Here is a 24,302-nt window from a genome sequence, read left to right on the forward strand (position 1 = left end):
ATTCCGAAAGCCTCAAGCCCGAAGGCGCCTACAGCAGGATGTGCGCCCGCACCTTTTCGCGCGCGTCGGCGTCCACGCCCAGCACCTGCTCCAGATAGGCGTCCAGCGAGCCGTGCTCGGCCTTGATCACCGCGAAGGCGGCGGCCAGGTAGCGGGCCTCGACGCCCATGGCCGCGCGGATCGCGCCCTCGGTCGGACGCCGACCGGTCGCGGCCTCGACATAGTCCATGAAGCCGACGCCGCGCCGCTCGAAGCGGGTCGGATCGTTGGTCAGTAGGTAGTCGTCGATGACGTCGTCGTCCGCGACACCGGCGATGTGGTGGGTCAGGGCCGCCAGCACGCCCGTGCGGTCCTTGCCGGCCGCGCAGTGGATCAGCACCGGCCCCCGCCCCTCGGCCAGGGCCTGGAAGTAGCGGCGGAACAGGTCGATGTGCCGCTCCTTGAACGGCAGGCGGCGATAGTACTCGTCCATGTAGCCGTGGACCGAGGTCTCGGTCAGGTCCGTGCTCTTCATGAACTCCAGCCAGGGATCCGGCCCGGTCACGCCCAGGTCGTTGTCGATCACCCGGGCGGCGAAGCCCGTCCACCGGCGCGAGGGCGAGTGCTGGCGCTCGTTGGGGCGGCGCAGGTCGACCAGGGTGGCGATGCTCAGGGACGCCAGGGTCTCCAGGTCGGCGTCGGTGGCCTCGGCCTGGTGGGCGGCGCGGAACAGCACGCCCCGCTTCAGACGCCCCACTCCGGCGGCGTAGTCGCCGAAGTCGCGGAAGTTCTCGACGCCCTGGAGGGGGATGCGGCGGGTCATGTCATTTCCTCAGCAGCGGCTGCAGACGATCCTGAATCGGCTGGTCGATATAGGTGTGGAACAGCCACGCCGCGCCGTAGGCGACCGGGAAGCCCGCCAGCCACATCAGCCATTGCCAGCCGATGCCGATCGGCACGGTGTCGATCAGCTCGTGCACCGCGCTCCAGTAGATCACGCCGACGAAGATGTGGGTGATGAACAGGGCGAAGGACAGCTTGGCGCCCTCCTCGATCCACTTGCGGGGCCGCTTGACCGGCAGACGGCCGGCGCCCAGCACGATCAGGGCGATGGCCAGCAGCGACGGCGCGTCGAACAGCCAGGGATCCGGCAGGGCATAGCGGTCCAGCGGCTGGGTGATCACCAGCAGGGCGACGCCGCCCCACAGCATGACCTTGGCCATCGTCTCCGAGGGCCAGCGCATGTCGACGGCCCGCGCCAGGCAGACGCCCAGGATGAACAGCGGCAGGGCCCGCACGACGCCGTACTGGAACTGCAGGTCGGGCAGCGCGTGGTGGAAGACCTTGCGCGCGATGACCTCGAACACGCCCAGGATCGCGGCCGCGCCCAGGGGCAAAAGCCAGGCGTGGCGCACCTTGCTGACCGTGCGCCAGAACAGCGGAAACAGGGCGTAGCAGACGATCAGGGCCGACAGCGACCAGCTGGGCAGGTTCCAGCCGTCGCTGGGAAAGCCCCAGGCGTGGATCAGCAGGGCCTGGGCCGGCAGCTGGTCCCACGCGAAGCGGCTGGGCTTGTGGGCGTCGGTGCCGACGGTGTTGAGCACCAGCACCAGAAGCGCCAGCAAGCCCAGCACCATCAGATGGCCGGGCCACACCCGCGCGGCCCGGCGGGCCCAGAAGCGTGGCGTGCTCAGCCGCCCGCTCAGCACCGAGTCGCCATAGGCCCGACCCAGCACGTAGCCGGACAGCATCAGGAAGAAGTCGGTGGCCAGGAATCCGCGCGAGAACACCTGGCCGAAGCGCTCGATGCGCATCGGGCTCTCGGCGCCATAGTGGTAGACCACGATCAGCAGCGACGCGAGGAAACGCAGGAAGTCCAGGGCCCCGCCCCGCACGGCGTCCTTGCCGGGTCGGAAGTGGGCTTCCGGCTCCGAGGGCTCGGCCGAGACAGGAGTCTCGTCCGGTGGAATCTGGGAAAGCGGGACGGTCACGGGGCTGGCCATAGCAAAGGCGCCGCGCCCACGAAAGCCGGGTCTGGAGCCTGTCCGGTTTCGGATGAACATCCGAAACCGGATAAACAGGCTCCATTCAAATAGTTGGAGCGTGATCGCCGCCGAAACCGCTCACACTTTCGGCTATCACGCTCCGGACCATGATCTTGCGGTATGGCCTTACGGCCACCATCTGTAACCAGACCTGTTTCTAAAAGGGGATCCATCATGTCCCGCATGCCCGTCCTGTTCATCGGCCACGGCTCGCCGATGAACGCCATCGAGGACAACGCCTGGAACCGCGACTGGGCGCGCCTGGGCGTCGAGCTGCCGCGCCCCAAGGCGGTGCTGATGATCAGCGCCCACTGGGAGACGCGCGGCGTTTCGGCGGTCAGCGCCTCGGCCGCGCCCGAGACCATCCACGACTTCGGCGGCTTCCCGCAGGCGCTGTTCGACGTCCAGTACCCGGCGCCGGGCGATCCGGCCCTGGCGGCGCGGGTCGTCGACATGCTGTCGCCGGACGTCGTGGTGCAGCATCCGACGCGCGGCCTGGACCACGGCGCCTGGGGCGTGCTGAAGCCGATGTATCCGCACGCCGACGTGCCGGTCGTCCAGCTCAGCCTGGATCGCGGCCGTCCGGATCGCTGGCACTACGAAGCCGGCCAGCGCCTGGCTCCGCTACGCGACGAGGGCGTGCTGATCGTGGGCAGCGGCGACATCGTCCACAACCTGCGCGCCATCGACTGGCGCCAGCCCGCCGCCCCGGCCTGGGCCGACCGCTTCAACGAGACGGCCAAGACGCTGATCCTGGCCGGCGACCACGACCCACTGATCGACTGGCGAAGCCTGGGCCCCGACGCCGAAGCCTCTATCAACAGCGCCGAGCACTACCTGCCGCTGCTCTACGTTCTGGGCGCCCAGGACAAGGGCGAGCCAGTGAGCTTCTTCAACGACGACGTCTGGGCGGCGATCTCGATGACGGGGGTCCGCATAGGGTAACCCTCTCCCCTGGGAGAGGGCGGGGCCCGCGCCGCAGGCGTGGGAGGGTGAGGGGTTCCGCCGGCTGCCGTCTCGTTCCCCTCACCCTACCCTCTCCCGAGGGAGAGGGAGACTAAACCCGCTCCGCCGCCTTCTCCGCCGCCGCCAATCGCGTCGCCATGTCCTTCCCATAGATCTTCGACACCCGTTCCAGCACCTGGGCGGGCGCCGTCTCCGGCCGGCCCGCGTTGAACGGCGGATCGGGCGCGTACTCGACCGCCAGCTGGATGCTCTGGGCCATGTCGTCGCCGGCCAGCTCGGCCACCACGGTCAGGGCGAAGTCGATGCCGGCGGTCACGCCGCCGCCGGTGATGTAGCGGCCGTCGCGCGCCACCCGCGCCGGATCGGGGATCGCTCCGAACAGCACCAGCTGGTCGCGCCATGCCCAGTGGCAGGCCGCCCGCCGCCCCTTCAACAGCCCCGCCGCCCCCAGCACCAGCGAGCCGGTGCAGACCGAGGTCACATAGCGGGCCTCGTCGGCCAGCCGGCGAACCTCCGCGATGAAGTCGCGATCGTTCATCGCCTCGGTGACGCCGAAGCCGCCGGGGATCAGCAACAGGTCGCAGGCCTCGACGTCCTGCAGCCTGGCCAGGCGCGTGAACACCAGGCCGTCGGCCTCGACGTCCGCGCCGTCCAGGCTGGCGACCGTGACCTTGGCCCCGGGCAGCCGGCACAGGACCTGGTGCGGACCGGTGAAGTCCAGGTGCGTCACGCCCGGAAACAGCGCGATCACGATTTGCAACGTCTGGCTCATGCGATGGTCTCCGTCACATTGACGGAGAGAACATGGTTCGATTAGCGTCTGTCTGAAATGACATAGTTCCCACGCTTTCAGCCAAGGCTTCCTCGCATGGCGCGCGCGATCGGCTTCCTCGTCTATCCCGGTTTCCAGCTGCTGGACGCCACCGGGCCCATCGCCGCCTTCGAGATCGCCGGGCGGTTCTCGCCGGGAGCCTATTCGCTGCACTTCCTGTCGCTGCGCGGCGAGCCGACGCCCAGCTCGTCGGGCGTGACCATCCACACCACCGCCCTGGCCGACGCGCCCCGGCTGGACACCCTGGTGATCTCCGGCGGCGACGGGGTCAAGGTCCCGGCCACCTGCGCCGAGACCCTGGCCTATGTCCGCGAGGCCGGGCGGCTGGCCCGCCGCGTGGCCTCGGTCTGCTCGGGCGCCTATGTCCTGGCCGAGGCGGGCCTGCTGGACGGCAAGCGCGCCACCACCCATTGGAGCCGCACCCAAGACTTCCAGCGCCGCTATCCGAGCGTGAAACTGGAGCCCGACCGCATCTTCATCCAAGACGGCGCCATCTGGAGCTCGGCGGGCATCACCGCCGGCATCGACCTGGCCCTGGCCCTGATCGGCGCCGACGAGGGCGAGACCATCGCCCGCCGCACGGCCCAGCAACTGGTGGTCTATCACCACCGCCCCGGCGGCCAGAGCCAGCACTCGGCCCTGATCGACCTGCGCCCCGGCCGCTTCGACGCCCTGCTGTCCTGGGCTCGCCAGAACCTGGCCGAGTCCCTGTCGGTCGAGCAACTGGCCGACCGCGCCGCCATGAGCCCGCGCAACTTCGCCCGACTGTTCGCCCAGGAGACCGGCGTCACCCCGGCCAAGGCCGTCGAGCGCCTGCGGGTCGAAGCCGCCCGCGCCCTGCTGGACAGCGGCCCGCTGCAGGTCGAGGACGTGGCCCTGGAGGTCGGCTTCGGCGATAGCGAGCGCATGCGTCGCGCCTTCATCCGCGCCTTCGGCCAGCCGCCCCAGTCGCTGCGACGCGCGACCCGAGCCGGCTAGGCGCGCGGCGTCATCAGCTCGATGCGGTTGCCGAACGGGTCGTCGGCATAGACTCGGTCCCAGCCCACTAGCGGCTCGTCCTCGACCACCCGCACGCCGGCCGCCTTCAGACGCGCCGCCAGGGCCAGGACGTCGTCGACCACCAGGGCCGGATGCGCCTTGCGGGCCGGCCGGAAGTCGGCCTCGACGCCCAGGTGGATCTTCACCGACCCTTCCTCGAACCAGCACCCGCCGCGCGCGGCGAGGTGCGGAGGCTTCGGCGTCTCGGCTATGCCCAGCAGGTCGCGATAGAAGGCCCGCGCCGCATCCTCACCGCCCGCCGGCATGGCCAGTTGCACGTGCTCGATCGCCAGGATGGTCATGGACGCCTCCCGCTCTGTGCTTGGACCTGGCGCCGGATCGGTCCAGGCTGGCGGCATGCTCTATCTCGCCATCAAGGCCGCCGTCTCGGGGGTCATCGTCGCCGCCGTCGCCGAGATTTCCAAGCGCTATCCGGGCCTGGGCGGGCTGGTCGCGTCGCTGCCGCTGGTCTCGGTGCTGGGCATGATCTGGCTGTGGCGCGACACCCACGACCCGGTGCGGATGGCCGACCACGCCACCGGCACGTTCTGGTTCGTGCTGCCCTCGCTGCCGATGTTCCTGCTGATCCCGGCCCTCTTGAAGCGCGGCGCGCCGTTCTGGGCGGCGCTGGTCGCCGGCTGCGTCCTGACCATGGCGCTCTACGCGGCGATGGTCTGGGCCGGGCCGAAGCTGGGGCTGAAGCTTTAGGGCGGATCGACATTCATCGATGCGGATGGGGCTTCATGCCCGCTCACCGCTCAAAGCGGACTGCAGATTGCCTCATCAGCCCCGCTCCGCCCGCAGCCGCGCCACCTCGTCCTGCAGCGCCGAGAGGCGCTCGGCGTGCTCGCGGCACAGGACCATCAGTTCGTCGCTGCGCAGGGCGTCCAGCTTGTCGATCACCCGCATGATCTCCAGCTCGGCCCGCAGGTTGACGGCGTAGTCGTGCTCGGCGGTCATGCGGTCCTTCGCCGCCTGGCGGTTCTGGCTCATCATGATCACCGGCGCCTGGATGGCCGCCAGGGTCGAGAGCAGCAGGTTCAGGAAGATGAAGGGATAGGGGTCGAAGGCGTGCTTGAACGGGGTCAGCGCCAGGTTCAGCCCCATCCACAGCACCAGGGCCAGGGCGAAGCCGCCGATGAAGCCCCATGAGCCGCCGACCGCCGCCACCCGGTCGGCCAGCCGCGTCCAGAAGGTGGATTCGTCGTCCTCTTCCGGCTCATCCGACGGCGTCTCGGTCAGGATCAGGTCGATGACCCGCTTCTGCACGTCGGTCAGGTCGTCGTACGGGCTGTTCAGCAGCTCCAGCGACAGGTGATTGAGGCGTTCATGGCTCATCGGGGACTCGGCGACGGGAGACTTTCCCCGATCATGTGTCGACGTCGGCGCGGCATGACAAGGTCGAGATTGACAGGGTGGCGTCGGGAAGGCGACGCTCGACCATCGGGGGGCCGATACTTCGCAACCTTCAAAAGGAGCAAGCCGATGGCCCACAAGTTTCTGATCAAGAAGAACAAGGCCGGCGAGTTCGTCGCCTACTTCACCTACAACGGCGAGAGCATCTTCTGGACCGAAGGCTACGCCTCGAAGGCCTCGGCCAAGAGCGCCATCGAGTCGATCAAGAAGAACGGCCCAGGCGCGGTGACCGAGGACGATACGGTCGAGCTCACCGAAGGGCCGTAGGATTCTGTCGCGGAGCGACTGAGGGGGCTGGGCGGCCCCGGCCGAGCCGCCCCCTCCGTCCCTCTGGGCCACCTCCCCCGCATCGCGGGGGAGGATCTACGCAAAGCAGCCTTGACCCCTCCCCCCATTCGGCCTTCTGATCATTGATAACAATGATACGGGAGGGGAACGCCATGGCCGCCAACGGCCGGAAATCCATCTTCATCACCGGCGCCGCCAGCGGCATCGGCCTGGCCTGCGCCAAGCGGTTCGCCGCCGCCGGCTGGTTCATCGGCCTGTCCGACATCGATCGGACCGGCCTGACCGCCGCCCTCCAGGCGATCGGCCCGGACAACGGCTCGGTCCACGTCCTGGACGTCCGTGACCGTGAGGGCTGGGCCAACGCCCTGGGCGACTTCGGGCGCGAGACGGGCGGCAAGGCCGACGTCATCCTGAACAACGCCGGCGTCGCCCGCTTCGGGGTGCTGGAGGATCTGTCCGACGCCGACTGCGACATCCAGGTCGACGTCAACATCAAGGGCGTGATCAACGGCGCCCGCGCCGGCCTGCCGCTGTTGAAGGCCGCCGGTGGGCGGCTGATCAACGTCGCCTCGTGCGCGGGCCTCTATGGCTCACCCAAGCTGGCGGTCTATTCGGCGACCAAGTTCGCGGTGCGCGGCCTGTCCGAGGCGCTGGACGTCGAATACGCCCAGCATGGAGTCAGCGTCGCCTGCGTCATGCCGTGGTTCGTCGCGACGCCGATCCTGAACGCGGGGGCCTCGGGCTCCAACGAGCAGATGGCCGACGCCCTGCGCGCCGGAGGCCTCGAGGTCTATCCGGTCGAGGACGCCGCCCAGGTGGTCTGGGACGCCGCCCACGGCAAGGCGCTGCACTACTTCGTGGGCAAGCGGGCCAAGCAGATGCGCTTCGCCACCAGCCACATGGCGGGCAGCGTCAGGAAGCGGCTCCGCTCCCAGCCCCTACTGTCGTCTTGAGGCCTTCCAGCGCCGGCTTGTCGGCCGACGGGACCAGCGCCTTGACCGGGGTCAGGGCGGAGACCGAAGCCTTGGGCGCGGTGGCGATCGGGGCCGAGGCCGGCTCGCTGACCGGACCGATCGGACCGCCCATGCCGGCGCCGGCAGAAGCGGGTTCCAGGCGGCCGATGGCGCTGGCGGCGTAGACGACCGGCGGCTTGCCGTCGGCGGTCAGGCTGGCGATCTCGGACGGGGCGATGTCGTCGACGGTCGGCAGGCGCGTCGGCGCAACCGCGCCATGACGGCCGAAGCGATAGAAGATGTGCATGCCGACCTGGGCGACGCGCAGCAGGCGCGGGCCCCAGCCGGGCGAGACGTTGATCGTGTGGAAGTGCGTGGCCGAGCCGACCTCGTTGGACATCGCGCCAGCCAGGGTGCGCGAGGCGACCTTGCGGGCCCGGTTCCAGGCGCCGACGTCGCGGGCGCGGCGCATCGAGCCGTCGCAGGCGAAGCTGAACTGGCAGCCCGTGCGATGGTAGGCGCCTTGGAACACCACGCCGCAGATCGACTTCGGGAAGGCCGGGTGGCGCACGCGGTTCATGACCACCTGGGCCACGGCCGCCTGGCCGCTGGGGGTTTCGCCGCGGGCTTCGTAATAGACGGCGTCCGCCAGGCACTCGAGCTCGCGCGAGCTCTCCAGGGCGTTACCCAGCTGGAACGGGCCGGTCTGCAACAAAGACGCGCCGCCGACGTTGAATGAGGAGCCGAAGCTGGCGCGCAGCATCAGCGGGCCGGTGCGGCCGCTCTGGCCGGGACGCAGGGTGTTCGAGGCGCCGGCGCCTTCCAGGCGGGCGGTCAGCATGGCCGACTGGCGGTCGCGCTGATCGAGAGCGGCGAACAGATAGGGATCGTGACGCTTGGCCACGGCGAGGGCGCCGGGGTCCATACGCGTAGAAGCGCTCAGCATGGCCGCGTCGGAGAAGTTCCCCGAAGCGCCTTCCGCCAATCGGGCGACGCGGGCGTGGGTGGAGGCCGACTGGGCAAGGCCACCCATGAGGTAAACGCCGCCCAGGGCCAGACCCGTGATGGATCCGACCAATACGGCGCCGACCAGCCCGCGCGCATCCGCGCGCGTCTGCGACTTGATATACAAAACTCGTGTCCTGCGCGGCGAGGGCGCTCCGGCCCCCCGACAAAAACCGCCTCGAAATCCCCGGTAAAAGCACTGGCGGGGAGCCCTTCGAAGCGGAGGATTGGCCGTATCACGACGTGGCCAGGATCCTGCTATTGCCGGCTTATGACGTATCGATGACCGGCGCGCAAGCACTTGCCGCAGCGCAGCATGGCCCATTCTCGGTCAAGTTTCGGGTTCAAATCCTTAACGCCTTGAATCCTCGCGAAAAGCTCGACAAGAGCGAGCGACGTTTTTTTGTGGATCAAAAACCCTTGCCCTGGCTTTGCTCGGCCTGAACCTGGGTGACTTCGGCGCCGCCGCATCGTTACTCGACGACGACATGAACCTTAACGAACATGCTTAATCATGACCTAAGGGCAAGCCGTGGACGGACCGGCGGGAACATGGCCCTAGCGACCCCGGATCAGCCGCCAGCCGTCGACGAAAAGCTTGGTCACGTTGATGGCGATGGCGACCACCAGAATCACCTGGAAGGTCAGGTCCGTGACCCGCTGCAGATCGGCGAAACCCTCGGTCGCGGCCGCGCCGGTCACAAAGGTCACGATCGGCTGGGCATGCCACAGGACGGCGCTGACCAGCAGACCGCCCGCCGCGCAGCACAGCTCCAGGCTGGCGCGGGCTCGCACCCAGCCCGGCCGGACGACCAGGACCAGAGCCGAGACCCCCTGCAGGACCGCCAGGGCCAGAATCGGCCCATGCAGTGCGACGAGCACCGGGCTCAGGGCGACGCCGACACCGTCGGGCGCGCGCACCAGCTTCTCCATCGGAAACGGCAGGCCGCCGGTCCACCAGGCGATGAACAGGGCGATGGCCGCCAGCTCGAACAGGCCGTCGAAGCGGCTCTTGGCGAACCACGCCTTGCCTTCCGGAACGCGCGGCAGCTCGCTGGCCTTCCAGTTGGCCAGGCCGCCGACCTTGATCCAGCCGCGCTCGATCGCCGCCCCGACCAGGGTGGCCGCGCCGATCAGGCTGAGCGCCGTCGGGACGAAGTCGCCGAAGATCCCGTTGAACGCGTGGGCGTCGGTGTGACCGGTGGCCAGCAGCACCCCGGCTGGGACCACGGCGGCGAAGGCGGCGATGACCAGCATCACCTTCACCGCGACCAGCCAGAACGGATAGAGCTCCGGCCCGATCAGCGCGCGGTGCGGCCCGTAGCGGCCAGCCACGGCGATAGGGTGGCCGATCTCGCGCAGCAGGTCCTCGGTCTCGCGCCTGTCGAGCGGACGGCCCAGGCGCGCTTCGGCCTCCTCGATCCGGTTCATGACCATGTCGCGCAGTTCGGCGACGATGTCTTGGCGCTGGGCCTTGGGCAAAAGGGCGGCCACGGCCGCCAGATAACGATCGACCAGATCGCTCATGGCTGGGTTCCTTGGACGGGAGAGGCCGGGCCGGTCAAAGCAGCGGCTCGAGGGCGGCGTTGATCGCGCGCCATTCGTCGGCGAGGCGGGCCAGCACGGCCCTGCCCTCCTCCGACAGCTGGTAGAAACGCTTCTTGCGCTTGTCTTCCTCGCGCCACTCGCTGGCCAGCAGCCCCTGGGCCTCCAGCCGTCGCAGCATGGGATACAGCGCGCCTTCGTCGATCTCGACCCCGACCGCCGCGAGGGCCTGGCGCAGGCTGTAGCCGTAGCGCTCCTCCCGCAGCTGGGCGAGGACGGCCAGGATCAGCGTCCCGCGCCGCAGCTCCTGGCGGAGCGATTCAAAGATGTCCGTGTCGGTCGGCATGGGGTGTGTGACGCATAGTGTGTGGCGCATGGTGTGTGATACACACTATGTGACATACAGTACTGATGGAAGTCAAGCCGACGGAACGCCGTTCGCCTTCAGGGTTTCTCTCCGGCGAACAGGACGGAGGCTTCGCATGCTCGGCGATCAAGACGCCCAGGCGACGGTGGCGGTGAAGGACCTGGCGGTCGCCCGCCCCTTCTACGAGGAGACCCTGGGCCTGAAGCCCCTGCCCTCGGACCAGCCTGGCGTTCAGGCCTTCCAGGCGGGCAAGTCGCTGGTGCTGGTCTACGAGTCCGAGTTCGCCGGGACCAACAAGGCCACCGTCCTGACCTGGGCCCTGGGCGAAACCTTCGACGCGGCGGTGGAGATGCTGCGCGGCCGAGGCGTCGTGTTCGAGAAGTACGACCTGCCCGCCATGAGCCACGACGGCGACGTCCACGTGGCGGGCCGGATGCGGGTGGTGTGGTTCAAGGACCCGGACGGCAACGTGCTGAGCCTGGGGAACTACTGACTACGCGACGTCCGTTCGGGCTTCGGCCGGGAGACTGATCTTATCAACGCCAACGCTAGCCGCTTGGTCATGCCTTCGATCCCGAAAACCTCTCGCGCAGGAGACCCGACCCATGATCGGCGCCTATGCGGAGATCCTTTCCGACTTGGACATGCAGCCTGAAAGACCCCCATCGGGAGGTAGAAGCATGACGGTCGGCATCGAACTTGGAAGCATCATCGATGAAATCGGCACGGGCGATTTCTTCCACGCGTTCTTTTCGACGATCTCGGGCAATCTCGAGCCGAAGGGGTGGGGATCACGCTTTCCGGTGCTGATGAACAAGCTTTACCAGGGCGAGGTGACCCAGTCGGACGCGGCCGCGGCCCTGGCCGAACTGGATCAGGCCAGCGCCGAACTGGCCAAGCTGCCGGCCCGAAAGGTGATCTGGGATGTCGAGGATCGGTCCAAGACGCCGCCGTGGGGCGACAGGATCGCCACGACCATCACCGACCTGTCCAACTATTTCGTCACCTCGACCGGGCGCGACCTGATCGAGCTGCTGCGTGAGGTGCTGGTGGAGCTGAGGGATGCGGGCGGCGTCGCCAAGGTGGTGAACTATTGAGCCAAGGGCGCGTCGGCCGGCGAGCAACGACGCTAGTCTAGAAACACAGATACGACGCCTCATGCCGCTGACGAGTGTTGAGCGGCGACGATACCTCTTTATCCCTACGCGCTCGGATTGGACCGTTTTCCTGGATAATGGTCACCAGGGAACCGATGCGTTTTCACCGCTGTCCTACATGGCGGAAAAGCTGTCTTGTGAAGCCGTGCGCGCGACCTGCGCCCCGGGAACGAGGGAAAGCTCGGATCTGGCGGTGATCTGGGAGTTGTACGGGCCGGAAGTCATCGACTTCTCGAACACCGTCCGTGCTGTCTTCGTCGCCGATGATGGAAACGGATTGGTCTTCTCGGAAAGTGGCGAGGTTCAGCCCTACGAAGATATGGGGAAATATTCCAGCCGACTGAAAAGGGATCGCTTCACACCCCAGATACTTGACCACTATCTACGCGCCGTGGGGATCGAGGCCTTCGACGAGACCTTTTACCAACCCGAGGGGCAAGCGGCCATTCTCGTGGAGAAGCTTGGCCCCATCGCCCCCGCTTCGCGAGAATTCCAGCTCGCGGACTTGCGGTGAGCCTGGCGAGGGCCGTCAGCCCAGAGCGGCTGAAGGGGCTAGGGCGGCCCATGCCCAGTTGACCCCTCCGCCCCCCCAGGGGAGGAGAGTCCGGCCCTACACGATCCCGCCATTCACCCGGATCACCTGACCGTTGACCCAAGCGCCGTCCGGGCCGGCCAGGAAGGCGATGGCGCTGGCGATGTCCTCGGGCGTTCCCAGGCGCTCCAGCGGAGCGGCCTTGGCGAGGCGCTCGACCACCTCGGCGGGCTTGCCGTCCAGGAACAGCTTGGTGGCCGTGGGTCCGGGGGCGATCGAATTCACGGTGATCGCGCGGCCGCGCAGCTCCTTGGTCAGGATGGCGCTCAGCGTCTCGACCGCCGCCTTGCTGGCCGCATAGACGCCGTAGGTCGCCGGCAGCAGCCCGACCACGCTGGACGAGACATTGATGATCCGGCCGCCGTCGCGCAGACGGCGCGAGGCCTCGCGCAGGGTGTTGAACACACCCTTCAGGTTCACCGCGATCGTCTGATCGAAGAGGGCGTCGTCGGTGTCGGCCAGGGGCGCCAGCTTCATGATCCCGGCATTGTTGACCAGCACATCGACGCCGCCGAACGCCGCCTCGGCGTGGTCGAACAGGCGGGCGACGGCGGCCGGGTCGGCGACGTCGGCCTGGGCGGTGATGGCCTTGCCGCCGGCGGCCGCGATCTCGCGGGCCACCGCCTCGGCCGCCGCCGCGCCGCCGGCGTAGTTGACGATGACGGTGAAGCCGTCGCGGGCCAGGCGCCGGGCCGTCTCCGCGCCGATGCCGCCCGAGGCGCCGGTCACCAGCGCCACCTTGTCGTTCAGGGATTGCGTCATGTTGAGGTCTCCTTCGATGAAGAGACCTTGCGCCTTCGCCGCGCTTGAATAATTCAACCATTCACGACATCACTATTCGCATTGGCGAATAATAGAGGCGCGACGCGTGGATCGGTTCGAGGCGATGCGCCTGTTCGTGCGGATCGTGGAGCGGCGCAGCTTCACCCAGGCGGCCGCTGACCTGGACCTGCCGCGCTCGACCGCGACCGAGGCCGTGCAGCAGTTGGAGGCGCGGCTGGGCGCGCGGCTGCTCCAGCGCACCACCCGCCAGGTCAGCCCCACCCTGGACGGCGAGGCCTATTACCAGCGCTGCCTGCGCCTGCTGGAGGAACTGGAGGACGCCGAGGGCGCGTTTCGCCAGCGCGCGCCCAGCGGCCTGTTGCGGGTCGACGTGCAGGGCGCCCTGGCGCGGCGGTTCGTGCTGCCGGGCCTGCCCGACTTCCTGGCGACCTATCCCGACCTGAAGATCCAGATGACCGAGGGCGACCGCCTGGTCGACCTGGTGCGCGAGAGCGTCGACTGCGTGCTGCGACTGGGCGACCTGACCGACAGCGCCATGGTCGCCCGCCGCGTGGCCCTGCTGCCGGAGGTGACCTGCGCCGCGCCGGCCTATCTGGCGCGGCGCGGTATTCCGAGGGCGCCCTACCACCTGGCCGACCACCGCATGGTCGGCTTCCTCCAGTCCGGGACGGGCCATCCCCACCCACTGGAGCTGACCATCGACGGCAAGCCCCGCCAGGTGCCGGTCGCGGCCGACGTCATCGTCAACTCGGCCGAGAACACGGTGGCCATGGGCCTGCTGGGCCTGGGCCTGATCCAGGTCCCGCGCTATCGCGTCGAGGACGCGCTGGCGGACGGAAGCCTCGTCGAGGTGCTGGCCGACTTCCCGCCGACGCCGACGCCGGTGTCGCTGCTGTATCCGCGCAGCCGCCAGTTGTCGCCGCGCGTGCGGGTCTTCATCGACTGGGCGGCCAAGCGGTTCGCCCCCTAGAACGGCCGTCTAAGTAGTTTTCCGACCCGTAGCGCCCCGAACTGACGCCCCGGAAGGCCCGGGCCTAGGGTGATGGCCACCATCCGCAATCCGGGAGACGCCACCATGCAAGCGATCATGAAGGCCGCCGTCGTACGCGCCTTTGGCCAGCCGCTGGTCTTCGAGGACGCGCCCAAGCCGACGCCGGGCCCCGGCCAGGTGCTGGTCAAGATCGCCGCCTGCGGCGTCTGCCACACCGACCTGCACGCCGCCCACGGCGACTGGCCGATCAAGCCGACCCTGCCGTTCATTCCGGGTCACGAGGGCGTCGGCGCCGTGGTCGAGCTGGGCCAGGGCGTCACCCACCTGAAGCTGGGCGACCGGGTCGGCGTGCCGTGGCTGCACACCGCCTGCGGCCACTGCGTCCACTGCCTGGGCGGCTGGGAGACGCTGTGCGAGGCCCAGCAGAACACCGGCTACTCCGTCGACGGCGGCTTCGCCGAATACGTGCTGGCCGACGCCGACTATGTCGGGCTGATCCCCGACGCGCTGAGCTATGTCGAGGCCGCGCCGATCCTGTGCGCCGGCGTCACCGTCTACAAGGGCCTGAAGGTGCTGGACGCCAAGGCCGGCGACTGGGTCGCGATCTCGGGCATCGGCGGCCTGGGCCACCTGGCCGTACAGTACGCCAAGGCCATGGGTTTCAAGGTCGCCGCCGTCGACGTCGCCGAGGACAAGCTGGCCCTGGCCCGCGACCTGGGCGCGGAGATCACCATCGACGCCAGCCGCGAGGATCCGGCGGCCGTGCTGCGCAAGGCGATCGGCGGGGCTCAGGGCGTGCTGGTCACGGCCGTCTCGCGCATCGCCTTCTCTCAAGCCCTGGGCATGGTCCGGCGCGGCGGCACGGTGTCGCTGAACGGCCTGCCGCCCGGCGACTTCCCGCTGGCGATCTTCGACACCGTGCTGCGCGGGATCACCGTGCGCGGCTCGATCGTCGGCACCCGGTTGGACCTGGCCGAGGCCCTGGCCTTCGCCGCCGACGGCCGGGTCAAGGCCACGATCGAGACCACCCGGCTGGACGCCGTCAACACGGTGTTCGACCGCATGGAGAAGGGCCAGATCAACGGCCGCGTGGTGCTGGACTTCGAGGCCGGCGCGTGAAGCCGGCGGGCGTCCTGCTGGTCGCCGCCGCCTTGACCCTGGTCGCCGTTCCGGCCCTGGCCCGCCAGGCCTCGGCCAGCAACGGCGAGCGGCTGGCCCGCCGCCATTGCGGCGGCTGCCACGCCGTGCGGGACGGGGTCAGCCCCCTGCCCGACGCCCCGCCGTTCGCCAGCCTGCACGACCGCTATCCGCCCGGCGGCCTGGCCGCGATCCTCGAGGAGGGCATGCTGGCGCCCCGACAACCGCCCGAGGAGGGCGCGCCGCGCGGCCACCCGCGCATGCCGATGACCCAGCTCGACGACGACCAGCGCGCCGACCTCGAAGCCTATCTGCGCGGCCTGGATCCGCGCCGGCCCGGCCTGCGGAGGCCCAGGCTTTAGCCCGTCGGCGTTCGGCTTTGAGCTTCCAGATCCGCTCATCCGAGGATCGAAGGGCTGCTCTTGGCCCTAGTCGGACGGCCACCAGAAACCCTCTCTCATAGAGAGAGGGAGGGGCCCGCCGCGCAGCGGTGGGAGGGTGAGAGGTTACAGTCTCTCAGAATGGAACTCTGGCGAAGATGATCGGCATAGGCGGGCCCGCCGGTGTCAGAGAACGTTTCTTGGTGGCGGGAAGCGACCGAACGGCTCTGGTTGTGCCCGAAAGGGTGAAACCACTCACCCTCCCACCGCCTCCGGCGGCGGGCCCCTCTCTCTCTCCATGAGAGAGGCACTCTGAATGTCCGCCCTACGCCTCCTCGCCACGCCTTCCCAGCCCTTGTTGCAAGTCATTTGCATTAGCGGATTCGCGCGCTATAGCTCCCGCCGATGTCGGACAGACCGACGTCGTGGCGCACTCCCCGCGCCGCGCCCGCCGGCGTTGGGCCGCGCGGGGTCAGTGCAATCCAGTTTAGGTGGGGCATATGGTTTTGAAGGCTACGCTGCTCGCGGGCGGCGCGTTCCTGGCTCTTGGTTCTCAGGCTTCGGCGCAGACGACCTCGGCGACGGCCGAGGACACGCGCGTCGACGAGGTGGTCATCACCGGCTCTTACACGCTCAACAACCGGATCGACACGGCCACCGGCCTGGGCCTGACCCTGCGCGAGACGCCGCAGTCCGTCACCGTGATCACCGCCCAGCGCATCCTCGACCAGAACCTACGGACCATCTCCGACATCGTCGCCAACACGGTCGGCGTCGCGACCAATCAGGTCGACGACGTGCGCAACACCTTCAACGCGCGCGGCTTCGCGATCACCAACTATCAGGTCGACAGCGTGCCGACGGCCTGGACCCTGGCCGGCGGCGCCGGCGAGACCATCACCGACGTCTCGCTCTACGAGCGGGTCGAGATCGTGCGCGGCGCGACCGGCCTGATGACCGGCGCGGGCGATCCTTCGGCCTCGATCAACATGGTGCGCAAGCACGCCACCAGCCGCGAACTGACCGGCTACGTCAACGCCAGCGTCGGCAGCTGGAACAACCGCCAGGTCCAGGCCGACGTCGCCGGACCGCTGACCGCCAGCGGCAATATCCGCGGCCGCGCCGTCGCCAAGTACGAGAAGACCGAGAACTTCATCGACTACTACAAGAACGAGAAGTCGGTGCTGTACGGGGTCATCGACGCCGACCTGACGCCGAACACCCTGCTGCGCGTCGGGGCCAGCCAGCAGAAGGGCTCGCCGAACGCACCGGCCTGGGGCGCCCTGCCCACCTTCTTCGACGACGGCTCGGTCGCCGTCTGGCCGCGCAGCAAGACCGCCTCGGCCAAGTGGAGCTACTGGGACAGCAAGAACCAGAACGTCTTCGCCAATCTGCAGCACAGGTTCGGCAACGGCTGGTCGCTGAACGTCAACTACAACTGGACCCGGAACGCCCAGGAAACCAAGCTCCTCTACCTCTCGGGCCTGATCAACAAGACGACCGGCGCCTGGCAGTTCGCGGCCTATCCCTACAAGGACCAGGGCGAGAACACCCAGAACAGCTTCGACGTCCAGCTGAAGGGCGACTACGCCCTGTTCGGCCGCCAGCACGAGTTCATGCTGGGCGCCCTGCACAGCGAGCAGGACCTGACCACCGACAGCTTCGCGGCCAACGCCTTTGGCGACGCGGGGAACTTCTACACCTGGGACGGCAATTTCCCGGATCCGGGCTTCTCGAGCACGGGCGTGCGCCAGGTCGACCAGACCACCAAGCAGACCGGCTACTACGCCGCCACACGCCTGAACATCACCGACGCCTTCAAGATCATCGGCGGCGGCCGCCTGGCGACCTGGAAGCAGACCGGCGTCAGCTACGGCGCCAAGCTGGACTTCGGCGACGACAACGTCTTCATCCCCTATGTCGGGGCGCTGTACGACCTGACGCCACAACACCGGCTGTACGCCAGCTACACCGAGATCTTCCAGCCGCAGAACGCCCAGGACTACACCGGCGCCTACCTGGCCCCGGTCACCGGCGAAAGCCTGGAAGGTGGCCTGAAGAGCGCCTTCTTCGACGATCGCCTGCAGACCTCGATCGCGGTGTTCCGCACCGTGCAGGACAATCTGGCCCAAACCGATCCGGACGCGACCCATATCATCCCCGGCTCCAGCCCGCCGACCCGCGCCTCGATCGCCGCCAAGGGGGCGACCAGCAAGGGCTTCGAACTGGAAGTGATCGGCAGGCCGCTGGAGAACTGGAACATCTCGCTGGGCTACAGCCAGTTCCAGATCCGCGACGAGGCAGACGCCAGGGTCAATACCGACTTCCCGCGCCAGCTGTTCAAGCTGTTCACGACCTACAAGCTGTCGGGCGGGCTGGACGGGCTGACGGTCGGCGGCGGCGTCAACTGGCAGAGCCAGGCCTATTCGGCCTCGACCAACCCGGTCACCGGCGCGCCGTTCCGCTTCGAGCAGAAGGCCTACGCCCTGGTCAGCCTGATGGCCCGCTACGAGATCAACGACCAGCTGTCGGTGCAGGCCAATCTCGAGAACCTGACCGACAAGACCTACTTCGCCCAGACCGGCTTCTACAGCCAGTACCGCTATGGCAAGCCGCGCAACTACACGGTCGCCCTGAAGTACGCGTTCTAGACGCTCCCGGGCCCCTCCGGCGGTCGCCGACCGTCGGAGGGCGAGCCCAACGCTTGCGATTATTTCCCCACGATGCAACTATGAAGATCATCGTTCGACGAACCTAGGTTCGCGACGGCCGGTCTTCGTATTGCGGCCGTCTTCGCGTTGAGGGAAGCGAATGACACGGCACATCCTGTTCCTCGTCCACGGCATGGGCCGCTACGGCGTGTGGGCGGACGGCGCCTACAAGCCCGACCAGAAGAGCTGGTTCGAAGAGTGCGAGCGGGAGCTTCGGGCCAACTACGCCCGGTTCATCCAGGACACGGTCGGCGCGGGCGCCGCCTTCGACGACCTCTTCGTCGTCAAGCCCATCGAGTACGACAGCATCCTCGACCATTTCCGCGCGGTCTGGGAAACCCAGTCCGACGCCTGGAGCCAGCTGGGCGTCGGCAAGGGCTTCATCGGCGGGATCCAGAAGTTCTTCGCCAAGAACAGCGACGACGCCTTCCTGTGGACCCACCTGGCCGATGTCGCCCTCTACATGGCGCCGACCGTCCGGGCCCACGTCCAGGCCCACGTGGCGACCGAGATCACCAAGGTGCTGGCCGAGGCGCTCGCGGCGGGCAGGTTCTCGCAGTGGAGCGTGATCGCCCACTCGCTGGGCACGGCCGTCACCCATGACACGGTCGCCCAGCTGGCCCGGCTGACCAAGACGACCTGGGGCAAAGCGCTGGGCCCGATCCCATCGCCGCGCGCCCTGGTCATGGTCGCCAACGTCGCCCGCCTGCTGACCGACGACGCCGCCACCTTGTACGCCGACACCCTGGCGCCGGTCGGACCGCGCCATCCGACCTATTACATCAGCTGCGCGCACGTCCTCGACCCGTTCACGCGCCTGGCCCCGTTCAAGCCGGCCTGGACCAGCCCGCGCTACAGGGCCTTGGCGAGGCTGGACACCTACTACCTCGCGCCGGAGGTCATCGACCTCCTGCGCCCGGGGGAGAACCACAACAAGTTCGGCCAGGTCGCGCCTCACGGCTTCAAGCACTACCTGCGCCAGCCCGAGGTCACGGCCACGATGTGGCCGCTGCTGCTGGCCGAGGATCCAGCCGACTATCCGGGCGTCGCCGACGCCGTCCTGAAGGCCTATCTGGACGAACAGAAGGACGCGCTGAAGGCCAAGCTGAAACCCAGGCTCGACGACCTTCTGGCCCATATGCCCCCGGCCGACCCGGTCCTGGAAAAGCTCCTCAAGCTGCTGAAGGGGCTGCTCTGATGCGCCTCGCCGTCCTCGCGCTCGCCGCCTGTCTCGCCGGCCCCCTCCCGGTCCGAGCCCAGACCCCGCCGCCTTTGTCGTTCGAGGCCACGCGGACGGCCTGCGTCGCCGCCGTCCAGGCCGCCCTGCCGGCGGGATCGACGGCGGACCAGGCGATCGGCGTCCTGGCGCGGCAGACCCGCGACGCCGGTCCCACCGACTGCAAGGGCCCCGACCTCGAACCCTATTCGCCGCCCCGGATCCTGGACGCCGTCCAGGCGGGCGTGGCGCGCGGCCAAGTCGACAACGGTTGCGCCAGCGACGCCGCCCAGCCGGCCTGCGAAGGCCTGGCGGCGGCCGCGACGCGCCTGACGACGGCCCGCGTGCTGCTGGGTCCCGACGGCCCCGCTAAGACCGCCGCCCGGCAAGGCGCCCTGGCGGACTACACGACCGCGGTCCATTGGGACCACGCCTATCTCGGCTTCGGCCAGTCCCCCGCCGGGATCAGCCTGCTGAAGCTGGCCCTGAAGGCCGGTCCCGGCGCCGAGGCGGCGGCCAGCGTCGACGCCGCCACCGTCGCCAGCGATTTCCGGACGACATTCCGCGACACGCCGCAAGGCGCGGCGCCCTGCGACGCGGCCTGCGCCCTCGCCACCGCCAGGGTCGTGGCGCTATTTCCCCTGCTGCACGGCCTGGACGTCGCCTGGCAAGGGCCGGCCGGCGAGGGCCTGGCGGCCTATGGCGACCACCTCCAGGCCACGCGCGAGCGCTGGGACGCCTATCATTTCGGCGGCGGCGACGCCCGGGTGCAGCTGCCCTGGGAGCTGGCGGTCAACGGCCTGATCTTTCAGCGGACGCGGCCGCGCCTGGCCGACGGCTCCCGCGAGCCCTTTCCGCGCCCGCCCGCCTGGGCCCTGGTGGTCGCCCACCCCAGCGTCGGCCTGGCGCTGAAGGACACGCGCGGCGCGGACTCCAACCTCGTCGGCGTGATCGAGGTGCTGGGCTTCTCCAAATGGACCTATGGCGAGGACAACAAGCGCTCCGGCGAATGGGGCGTGTCGGCCGTCGCCGCCTACCAGCCGCGCGACAACGGGCGGGACTGGGGCTACGGCGTGCTGGCGCGCCTGCCCTGGCGCGGCGTCAACCTGGCCTGGACCCGCGCGCGCCTCGACGGCGGCAAGGACGTCGACCATGTGCTGGTCAGCGTCGACGTCTCGAAATACCTCGGCGGCGGCGCGGGGAACCTGGCCAAGCTGTTCGGGCTGCGGGATCCGGGGAAGTAGGACCGCCGCCTCTCCCGCCACCCTGCTGCCAGTGCTGTCAGCAGCCCCTCTAGCCGAGACCCGCGCGGGCGCCTAACTTGGGGCCATGCCTTCTCGCGACACTTCCGGCGTCTCCGACGTCTCGACACCCTTCGTGATGGACACCGTCCAGGACGTGGCGGGCGGCGTCATGCCCATGCTGTGGACCCCGCACCGTCCCGCGCGGCCGGACAAGACCGAGGGCGGCAAGAAGTTCAAGCTGGTCAGCGAGTACAAGCCCGCCGGCGACCAGCCGACGGCGATCGCCGAACTGGTCGAGGGCATCCAGAACCGCGAGCAGGATCAGGTGCTGCTGGGCGTCACCGGCTCGGGCAAGACCTTTACCATGGCCCAGGTCATCGAGCGCACCCAGCGCCCGGCCCTGATCCTGGCCCCCAACAAGACCCTGGCCGCCCAGCTCTACAGCGAGATGAAGTCGTTCTTCCCGGAGAACGCGGTCGAGTACTTCGTCAGCTACTACGACTACTACCAGCCCGAGGCCTACGTGCCCCGGACCGACACCTATATCGAGAAGGATTCCTCGATCAACGAGCAGATCGACCGGATGCGCCACTCGGCCACCCGGGCGATCCTGGAGCGCGACGACGTCATCGTCGTGGCCTCGGTGTCGTGCATCTACGGCATCGGCTCGGTCGAGACCTACACCGCCATGACCTTCACCCTGGAGGTCGGGCAGAAGGTCGACGAGAAGCAGCTGATCGCCGACCTCGTGGCCCAGCAGTACAAGCGCAACGATCAGGCCTTCGAGCGCGGCACGTTCCGCCGCCGGGGCGACACCATCGAGATCTTCCCCGCCCACTACGAGGACCGCGCCTGGCGCGTGACCATGTTCGGCGACGAGGTCGAGGCCCTGTCCGAATTCGACACCCTGACGGGCAAGAAGACGGCCGAGCTGGAGATGATCAAGGTCTACGCCAACAGCCACCACGTCACCCCGCGCCCGACCCTGCGCCAGGCGATCATCGCCATCCGCGCCGAGCTGAAGGAGCGGCTGGAGTGGCTGGTGGCCAACGGCAAGCTGCTGGAGGCCCAGCGCCTGGAGCAGCGCACGACCTTCGACCTGGAGATGATCGAGACCACCGGCTCGTGCGCCGGCATCGAGAACTACAGCCGCTACCTGTCGGGCCGGAAGCCCGGCGAGCCGCCGCCGACCTTCTTCGAATACATCCCCGACAACGCCCTGCTGTTCACCGACGAGAGCCACCAGACGGTTCCGCAGATCGGCGCCATGTACAAGGGCGACCGCAACCGCAAATGGACGCTCGCGGAGTACGGCTTCCGCCTGCCCTCGGCCTTGGATAACCGCCCCCTCAAGTTCGAGGAATGGGACGCCATGCGGCCGCAGTCGGTGCACGTCTCGGCGACGCCGGCCGATTGGGAGCTGGAGCGCGCCGGCGGCGTCTTCGCCGAGCAGGTCATCCGCCCCACCGGCCTGATCGACCCGCCGGTCGAGGTCCGTCCGGTCTCCAAGGACGGCGCCAGCCAGGTCGACGACGTGGTCGACGAGATCCGCCAGACCATCAAGAAGGGCTATCGCACCCTGGTCACCGTGCTGACCAAGAAGATGGCCGAGGACCTGACCGAATATCTGAACGAGCAGGGCATCCGCGTCCGCTACATGCACTCGGACGTCGACACCCTGGAGCGCATCGAGATCATCCGCGAGCTGCGGATGGGCAATATCGACGTGCTGGTCGGCATCAACCTGCTGCGCGAAGGCCTGGACATCCCCGAGTGCGGCTTCGTGGCCATTCTCGACGCCGACAAGGAAGGCTTCCTGCGGTCGGAAACCTCGCTGATCCAGACGATCGGCCGAGCGGCGCGGAACGTCGACGGCAAGGTCGTGCTGTACGCCGACCGGATCACCGGCTCGATGGAGCGGGCCATGGCCGAGACCGCCCGCCGACGCGAGAAGCAGCACACCTACAACCTTGAGCACGGCATCACGCCCGAGAGCGTCAAGCGCGACATCAAGGACATCCTCAACAGCCCCTATGAGCGCGGCGACCGCGTGCTGGTGCCGATGGGCATGTCCGAGACAGACGACCGCCCGTTCAGCGGCGACAACTTCAAGGCCGCGCTCAAGGACCTGGAGGCCCGCATGCGCGAGGCCGCCGCCAACCTCGAGTTCGAGACCGCCGCCCGCCTGCGCGACGAGATCAAGCGCATGAAGCTGATGGACCTGGAATTCGCCAACGAGGCGCTGGCGGCGACGGGCGACGAGGTGGACCGGGCGGCGCCCAAGCGCATCCGGGCGGAGATCCGCCAGGAGAAGGCCGAGGAGTTCCGGAAGAAGCGGAAGTGATCCCCCCTCTCCCGCCGCCGGGAGAGAACGCTCCGCTTGCGGAACACTGTTATTCCAACCAAGCTCCCCATTCCGAGGGGACGCTTGATCATGACCGCCAGGATCCTAATCGTCGGCCAGGACGCCGACACCGTCGATTACGCCGCGCCCGGCATCATCGCCGGCATGACGGCCGAGAAGGTCCGCGCGGGCCTGGCCGCCTCCAAGGCGGCGCTGGAAAGCCAGGGCCACGCCTGCGACCTGCTCGAGGTCCAGCCCGACCCACCCACCGCCGAAGCCGAGGTCCGCGCCCAGCTGGCCGGCGCGACCTACGACGTGGTGGTGATCGGCGCCGGCATTCGCAACCCGCCGCCCAAGCTCTTCCTGTTCGAGACGGTGTTGAACGCCGTGCACGCGGGCGCGCCGAGCGCCCGGATCGCGTTCAACACCCGGCCCGACGACAGCGACGGCGCGGCGCTGAGGTGGGCGGGGCGCTAGGTCTCGCCTCCCCGACCAACTCGCTATAGTCAGGACCCCGACGGCCGCGCGGGCCGTGCGAGGACCCTGCCGCATGACCGAAGGCCCACGGGACGCCGCTGCCGCTGCTCCGGCGTCCTTCGTCGACAAGCTGATCGGGATCCTGGTCACCGTCGCCCTGGTGAGCGGCGGCCTGGCCGCGCTGGCGCTGATCCAGGTGCTGTTCGAACGCCGCGACGACCAGATCCTTCGCACCATTCCCGACGTGCTGCTGACCTGGCGCGAGCCGGCCGACCTGTTCCTGCCGATGATGCTGATCGCCATCGCGCCGCTGATCCTGGCGCCCGGCTTCTTCGGCTTGAACCGGACCTCGACGGTCTTTCCGGCGCGGACCCGCTGGCGCATGGTCGCCCTGGCGGCGGGCTGCGTCGCGGCCAGCGTCGCCTGGGGAGCCCTGGCGGGCCGCGAGGAGATGGGGGTGGCCACCCGCTTCGGCGCCGCCTGGCTTCGCGACGGCAAGCCGATCGAACACTGGTCGTGGGGCGCGGCGACCAGCGTCGGCGCGGCCTGCGTCAACCAGCGCGACGAGGCGACGGGCAAGGTCGCGCCGGCGCTGAACTATGACGTGACGTTCCCGAGCGGGCGGGAGGCCAGCCTGGCCCGGGACGTCGGGGATGTGAGGACTTTGCTCGGGCGGCTGGCGCCCATCGACGAGAGCCTGCGGGCGCGGAGCGTGCCGAGGTTCGTCAGCACGGACGCGGGGTGCATGGCGCATTACGGGCGGGGGCTGTCCCCCGACGAACAGGCGCGGTTGCGCGGCCTGCTCGGCCGCTGAACGCGGCCGCGCGGGCTGTTGG

Annotated in this window: 27 protein-coding genes; 18 read left to right on the plus strand and 9 right to left on the minus strand. The window is 68.8% G+C overall.

From position 1 onward, the window contains the following. Window positions 1-28: 28 nt before the first annotated feature. Both MZV50_RS20825 and MZV50_RS20830 read right to left on the minus strand, forming a co-directional pair. On the minus strand, window positions 29-802 hold the full coding sequence (locus MZV50_RS20825; RefSeq protein ID WP_252631193.1) for a tyrosine-protein phosphatase: 774 nt from the start codon (window positions 800-802) through the stop codon (window positions 29-31). A 1-nt stretch (window position 803) separates the two neighbouring features. Beyond that, window positions 804-1,982 (minus strand): acyltransferase family protein, encoded by a 1,179-nt coding sequence (locus tag MZV50_RS20830; RefSeq protein ID WP_252631194.1) that lies wholly within the window; start codon window positions 1,980-1,982, stop codon window positions 804-806. 216 nt (window positions 1,983-2,198) lie between these two features. Here MZV50_RS20830 and ygiD point away from each other — a divergent pair, with 216 nt between their 5' ends. Further along, window positions 2,199-2,969 carry a 4,5-DOPA dioxygenase extradiol gene (gene ygiD / locus MZV50_RS20835; protein ID WP_252631195.1) on the plus strand — a complete coding sequence of 257 codons (771 nt, stop codon included), beginning with the start codon at window positions 2,199-2,201 and terminating at the stop codon, window positions 2,967-2,969. 112 nt (window positions 2,970-3,081) lie between these two features. Here the strand turns inward: ygiD and MZV50_RS20840 are convergent, their stop codons facing one another. Beyond that, window positions 3,082-3,762 carry a DJ-1/PfpI family protein gene (locus tag MZV50_RS20840; RefSeq protein WP_252631196.1) on the minus strand — a complete coding sequence of 227 codons (681 nt, stop codon included), beginning with the start codon at window positions 3,760-3,762 and terminating at the stop codon, window positions 3,082-3,084. A gap of 96 nt (window positions 3,763-3,858) precedes the next feature. Between MZV50_RS20840 and MZV50_RS20845 the strand changes: the two genes are divergently transcribed. Continuing rightward, window positions 3,859-4,800 (plus strand): GlxA family transcriptional regulator, encoded by a 942-nt coding sequence (locus MZV50_RS20845; RefSeq protein WP_252631197.1) that lies wholly within the window; start codon window positions 3,859-3,861, stop codon window positions 4,798-4,800. Here the strand turns inward: MZV50_RS20845 and MZV50_RS20850 are convergent. Next, on the minus strand, window positions 4,797-5,162 hold the full coding sequence (locus tag MZV50_RS20850; RefSeq protein ID WP_252631198.1) for a VOC family protein: 366 nt from the start codon (window positions 5,160-5,162) through the stop codon (window positions 4,797-4,799). The two genes, MZV50_RS20845 and MZV50_RS20850, sit on opposite strands and share 4 nt — an antisense overlap. Before the next feature lie 55 nt (window positions 5,163-5,217). Between MZV50_RS20850 and MZV50_RS20855 the strand changes: the two genes are divergently transcribed. Then, on the plus strand, window positions 5,218-5,568 hold the full coding sequence (locus MZV50_RS20855) for a DUF3147 family protein (protein ID WP_252631199.1): 351 nt from the start codon (window positions 5,218-5,220) through the stop codon (window positions 5,566-5,568). A gap of 75 nt (window positions 5,569-5,643) precedes the next feature. On the opposite strand, the gene MZV50_RS20860 is transcribed toward MZV50_RS20855, so the two are convergent. Continuing rightward, the gene (locus MZV50_RS20860) at window positions 5,644-6,198 is read right to left on the minus strand and encodes a DUF1003 domain-containing protein (protein ID WP_252631201.1); all 555 of its coding nucleotides are present in this window, start codon (window positions 6,196-6,198) and stop codon (window positions 5,644-5,646) included. 147 nt (window positions 6,199-6,345) lie between these two features. On the opposite strand from MZV50_RS20860, the gene MZV50_RS20865 reads away from it, so the two are divergent. Beyond that, window positions 6,346-6,543: a YegP family protein gene (locus tag MZV50_RS20865; protein WP_252631202.1), complete on the plus strand. Its 198-nt coding sequence runs from the start codon at window positions 6,346-6,348 to the stop codon at window positions 6,541-6,543. Window positions 6,544-6,686: 143 nt separating this feature from the next. After that, window positions 6,687-7,517 carry an SDR family oxidoreductase gene (locus tag MZV50_RS20870; RefSeq protein ID WP_252631203.1) on the plus strand — a complete coding sequence of 277 codons (831 nt, stop codon included), beginning with the start codon at window positions 6,687-6,689 and terminating at the stop codon, window positions 7,515-7,517. On the opposite strand, the gene MZV50_RS20875 is transcribed toward MZV50_RS20870, so the two are convergent. Next, window positions 7,477-8,649, minus strand: coding sequence for a cell wall hydrolase (locus MZV50_RS20875; RefSeq protein WP_252631205.1), 1,173 nt, complete (start codon window positions 8,647-8,649; stop codon window positions 7,477-7,479). The two genes, MZV50_RS20870 and MZV50_RS20875, sit on opposite strands and share 41 nt — an antisense overlap. A gap of 116 nt (window positions 8,650-8,765) precedes the next feature. On the opposite strand from MZV50_RS20875, the gene MZV50_RS20880 reads away from it, so the two are divergent. Continuing rightward, complete coding sequence (locus tag MZV50_RS20880) at window positions 8,766-8,966, plus strand: hypothetical protein (RefSeq protein ID WP_252631206.1); 201 nt, start codon at window positions 8,766-8,768, stop codon at window positions 8,964-8,966. 114 nt (window positions 8,967-9,080) lie between these two features. Here the strand turns inward: MZV50_RS20880 and MZV50_RS20885 are convergent, their stop codons facing one another. Together MZV50_RS20885 and MZV50_RS20890 are read right to left on the minus strand one after the other, a co-directional pair. After that, the gene (locus MZV50_RS20885) at window positions 9,081-10,049 is read right to left on the minus strand and encodes an HAAS signaling domain-containing protein (protein ID WP_252631207.1); all 969 of its coding nucleotides are present in this window, start codon (window positions 10,047-10,049) and stop codon (window positions 9,081-9,083) included. A gap of 34 nt (window positions 10,050-10,083) precedes the next feature. After that, window positions 10,084-10,413 carry a PadR family transcriptional regulator gene (locus MZV50_RS20890; RefSeq protein ID WP_252631208.1) on the minus strand — a complete coding sequence of 110 codons (330 nt, stop codon included), beginning with the start codon at window positions 10,411-10,413 and terminating at the stop codon, window positions 10,084-10,086. A 136-nt stretch (window positions 10,414-10,549) separates the two neighbouring features. Between MZV50_RS20890 and MZV50_RS20895 the strand changes: the two genes are divergently transcribed. The 3 genes from MZV50_RS20895 to MZV50_RS20905 all read left to right on the plus strand — a co-directional run bounded on the left by MZV50_RS20895 (window position 10,550) and on the right by MZV50_RS20905 (window position 12,105). Next, window positions 10,550-10,927 carry a VOC family protein gene (locus MZV50_RS20895; RefSeq protein WP_252631209.1) on the plus strand — a complete coding sequence of 126 codons (378 nt, stop codon included), beginning with the start codon at window positions 10,550-10,552 and terminating at the stop codon, window positions 10,925-10,927. Between the two features lie 112 nt (window positions 10,928-11,039). Next, window positions 11,040-11,531: an Imm70 family immunity protein gene (locus MZV50_RS20900; RefSeq protein ID WP_252631211.1), complete on the plus strand. Its 492-nt coding sequence runs from the start codon at window positions 11,040-11,042 to the stop codon at window positions 11,529-11,531. A gap of 61 nt (window positions 11,532-11,592) precedes the next feature. Further along, entirely contained in the window at window positions 11,593-12,105 is a 513-nt protein-coding gene (locus tag MZV50_RS20905; RefSeq protein WP_252631213.1) for a hypothetical protein, read from the plus strand. Between the two features lie 96 nt (window positions 12,106-12,201). Here MZV50_RS20905 and MZV50_RS20910 read toward each other — a convergent pair whose 3' ends face one another. After that, window positions 12,202-12,945, minus strand: a complete 744-nt coding sequence (locus MZV50_RS20910; RefSeq protein WP_252631214.1) for an SDR family oxidoreductase — start codon at window positions 12,943-12,945, stop codon at window positions 12,202-12,204. A gap of 106 nt (window positions 12,946-13,051) precedes the next feature. Here MZV50_RS20910 and MZV50_RS20915 point away from each other — a divergent pair, with 106 nt between their 5' ends. From MZV50_RS20915 to MZV50_RS20955, 9 genes are all read left to right on the plus strand, one after another. Continuing rightward, window positions 13,052-13,936 carry a LysR family transcriptional regulator gene (locus MZV50_RS20915; RefSeq protein ID WP_252631215.1) on the plus strand — a complete coding sequence of 295 codons (885 nt, stop codon included), beginning with the start codon at window positions 13,052-13,054 and terminating at the stop codon, window positions 13,934-13,936. A 105-nt stretch (window positions 13,937-14,041) separates the two neighbouring features. After that, window positions 14,042-15,076, plus strand: coding sequence for an alcohol dehydrogenase AdhP (gene adhP / locus MZV50_RS20920; protein WP_252631216.1), 1,035 nt, complete (start codon window positions 14,042-14,044; stop codon window positions 15,074-15,076). Further along, the gene (locus MZV50_RS20925) at window positions 15,073-15,456 is read left to right on the plus strand and encodes a c-type cytochrome (RefSeq protein WP_252631217.1); all 384 of its coding nucleotides are present in this window, start codon (window positions 15,073-15,075) and stop codon (window positions 15,454-15,456) included. The genes adhP and MZV50_RS20925 overlap by 4 nt, the downstream gene beginning before the upstream one ends. A gap of 518 nt (window positions 15,457-15,974) precedes the next feature. Continuing rightward, the gene (locus tag MZV50_RS20930; protein WP_252631219.1) at window positions 15,975-18,125 is read left to right on the plus strand and encodes a TonB-dependent siderophore receptor; all 2,151 of its coding nucleotides are present in this window, start codon (window positions 15,975-15,977) and stop codon (window positions 18,123-18,125) included. 160 nt (window positions 18,126-18,285) lie between these two features. Then, window positions 18,286-19,383, plus strand: coding sequence for a hypothetical protein (locus MZV50_RS20935; RefSeq protein WP_252631220.1), 1,098 nt, complete (start codon window positions 18,286-18,288; stop codon window positions 19,381-19,383). Then, window positions 19,383-20,645, plus strand: a complete 1,263-nt coding sequence (locus tag MZV50_RS20940) for a hypothetical protein (protein ID WP_252631221.1) — start codon at window positions 19,383-19,385, stop codon at window positions 20,643-20,645. Before MZV50_RS20935 ends, MZV50_RS20940 begins: the two co-directional genes overlap by 1 nt. Window positions 20,646-20,730: 85 nt before the next feature. Beyond that, window positions 20,731-22,989 carry an excinuclease ABC subunit UvrB gene (gene uvrB / locus MZV50_RS20945; protein WP_252631222.1) on the plus strand — a complete coding sequence of 753 codons (2,259 nt, stop codon included), beginning with the start codon at window positions 20,731-20,733 and terminating at the stop codon, window positions 22,987-22,989. A 90-nt stretch (window positions 22,990-23,079) separates the two neighbouring features. Next, window positions 23,080-23,466 (plus strand): hypothetical protein, encoded by a 387-nt coding sequence (locus MZV50_RS20950; RefSeq protein ID WP_252631223.1) that lies wholly within the window; start codon window positions 23,080-23,082, stop codon window positions 23,464-23,466. Between the two features lie 73 nt (window positions 23,467-23,539). Further along, window positions 23,540-24,280 (plus strand): hypothetical protein, encoded by a 741-nt coding sequence (locus MZV50_RS20955; RefSeq protein WP_252631225.1) that lies wholly within the window; start codon window positions 23,540-23,542, stop codon window positions 24,278-24,280. The last annotated feature ends 22 nt before the right edge of the window (window positions 24,281-24,302 follow it).

Source organism: Caulobacter segnis (genome assembly GCF_023935105.1).
Classification (GTDB): Bacteria; Pseudomonadota; Alphaproteobacteria; order Caulobacterales; family Caulobacteraceae; genus Caulobacter; species Caulobacter segnis_B.